Origin of the sequence: Psychrosphaera sp. B3R10 (assembly GCF_018861025.1) — a bacterium.
Classification (GTDB): Bacteria; Pseudomonadota; Gammaproteobacteria; order Enterobacterales; family Alteromonadaceae; genus Psychrosphaera; species Psychrosphaera algicola.
Genome location: NZ_JAHKQH010000025.1, coordinates 1 through 2,050, shown reverse-complemented (window position 1 = coordinate 2,050; position 2,050 = coordinate 1). Strand labels below are relative to the sequence as shown.

Here is a 2,050-nt window from a genome sequence, read left to right as displayed (position 1 = left end):
CTAATTGCCCGTGAGGCTTAACCATACAACGCTTAAGTGTTCTTAAGACATTGATGGTCAAAATTATTGAATGTTGAATACAAATCTTATTTATACCGTATTGCTTTAGGGCGGTACGAGCTTTCTGAATGTTAAATCAATTATGTAAACGGTGTTCGTAGAACATTGATTACAAGCCAGCTTTTGCCTGGTGGCAATAGCGCTGTGGAACCACCTGACTCCATTTCGAACTCAGAAGTGAAACGCAGCTGCGGCGATGGTAGTGTGGCATTTGTCATGCGAGAGTAGCTCACCGCCAGGCTCCTATTCGAGAAATCCCTTGAACGAAAGTTCAAGGGATTTTTTTCGTTTTGGCGTTAAACATTAGAGCGGCTCGCTACTACGTAGCTCTCGGCTTCTGTACTGGTAACGCGTCTGGAGGATTAAGTTGTGTCTATACACCAAAATAGGAGGGGAATATGGTGATTGAAAGTGGTTTGTACTTAAAACTGGTGATTGGGTCAATCTTATTTTGTTACATTACTGCGTTTTACGTAACGAAAAATAAATTTGATAACTATAGAGATCTTTCTGCTATAGCAGGAGTTCTTGGAATTATTTTTCCTATCTCAATAGTTTATATTGCAATTTTATCGCTTATTGCTGCTAATAAAAATAAGAATCACGCTAAATTGTAAAAGTAACTGTTTGAAATCATATTTCATTAGTTTTTTAAGTAAAATCCGATGAACATTGTTTATCGGATTTTTATTCTATCTAATACTGAAATATATTAGTTACAATATGAAAATTTTTAAGTTTGAATTTCAGATTAATAACCCACATTATTGGAATGCGTTTTTATTTTTCACAATTGGGATTAATCCCTTACTTTCCACCGCTTTAAATAACCTAAATGTAACAAGTTTTTTGGCAAATACCCAACTTATTATCTATCTCTATTAAACCGACCTGCGGGGTCAGAGTCGCTGATTTTGTTATTTCCTCTTCATTCGGTTGGAGGTTCTGAATATCGCTGATGCTGACTCAGACTAAAAGGTTTTAGAATTACATTTTCTGCAAAAAAACTCGTCATTTAAAAATCGCGAAGCGATATTAGGGATCTCCTTCAATATACAGAGGACGGTTTTTGTTCTGGACTTATGAGCTAATTTAAAACGAATTATGAACTTCCTCTGCACTCGGTTGGAGGTTCCAAATATCGCTTTGGCTCTTTTGGAATGACGTTTTATGTCCTGAAATCATGAGCCAATTTAAAGCGATCTATGAACCTCTTCTGTATTTGGCACTAGGGGGATTGCAACTCCATTGCTAGTATTTTGAGTTTAATTAAATATCCAGCCATAAATTTCAAGTAGGGCAGCAGAGTCATAATTTGAGGTATGAGGAACATTGTCAATTTCTGAAAAGGTTACAGGTTTAGAACAATCTTGCCATACTTGAGTTGTTGTTCCATTGCTAACTGCAGTTATACCAATCCACCTTAATTTGTTCCCACTGAAGCCCAAGCCCTAGTACACATTTTAATGATACCAATCCACCTTAATTTGTTCCCACTGAAGCCCAAGCCCTAGTACACATTTTAATGACTCTTTTTGTATCGCTAATGAAGCAATTCCATGCTTTTGTACATGAGTTCACAATGTCGTCATAACCTTTAAAACTTTTATTGGCTAAATGGTGCTGACGCATCCAACTCCATACTTGTTCGATTGGATTCAGTTCTGGTGAATATGGTGGAAGTTTTATTAGCGTCACATTATCAAATGGTTGTACCGTATCGAGCGTATGCCAGCCTGCACCATCCATTATGACGACGGCATGTCTACCTAATTCTGTCGCCTTTGATATTTGCTCCATATGTAATGTCATTACTTCTTTGTTTACGTATGGGGTTATTATCGCCTCAGTTTTACCATTTGCTGGGCAAACCGCACCAAACAAATAGGCGTACTCGAATTGTTGCTGTTTGACTGCTCGTGGCCTGCTTCCTTTCTTTGCCCAAACACGACTCGTCGTGTTTTGTTGACCAAAACGAGCTTCATCTTGG

At 37.9% G+C, this 2,050-nt stretch carries 2 protein-coding genes and 1 rRNA gene; 2 read left to right on the top strand and 1 reads right to left on the bottom strand.

The annotated features are described in order from the left end of the window. The first annotated feature begins 186 nt into the window (after positions 1–186). Together rrf and KO525_RS09640 are read left to right on the top strand one after the other, a co-directional pair. Positions 187–301 (top strand): 5S ribosomal RNA (gene rrf, locus KO525_RS09645). A 157-nt stretch (positions 302–458) separates the two neighbouring features. Next, positions 459–677, top strand: coding sequence for a hypothetical protein (locus KO525_RS09640; RefSeq protein WP_215963602.1), 219 nt, complete (start codon positions 459–461; stop codon positions 675–677). An 865-nt stretch (positions 678–1,542) separates the two neighbouring features. Here KO525_RS09640 and KO525_RS09635 read toward each other — a convergent pair. Beyond that, the coding region (locus KO525_RS09635) for an IS630 family transposase (RefSeq protein ID WP_215963601.1) at positions 1,543–2,050 on the bottom strand (508 nt) is incomplete at its 5' end.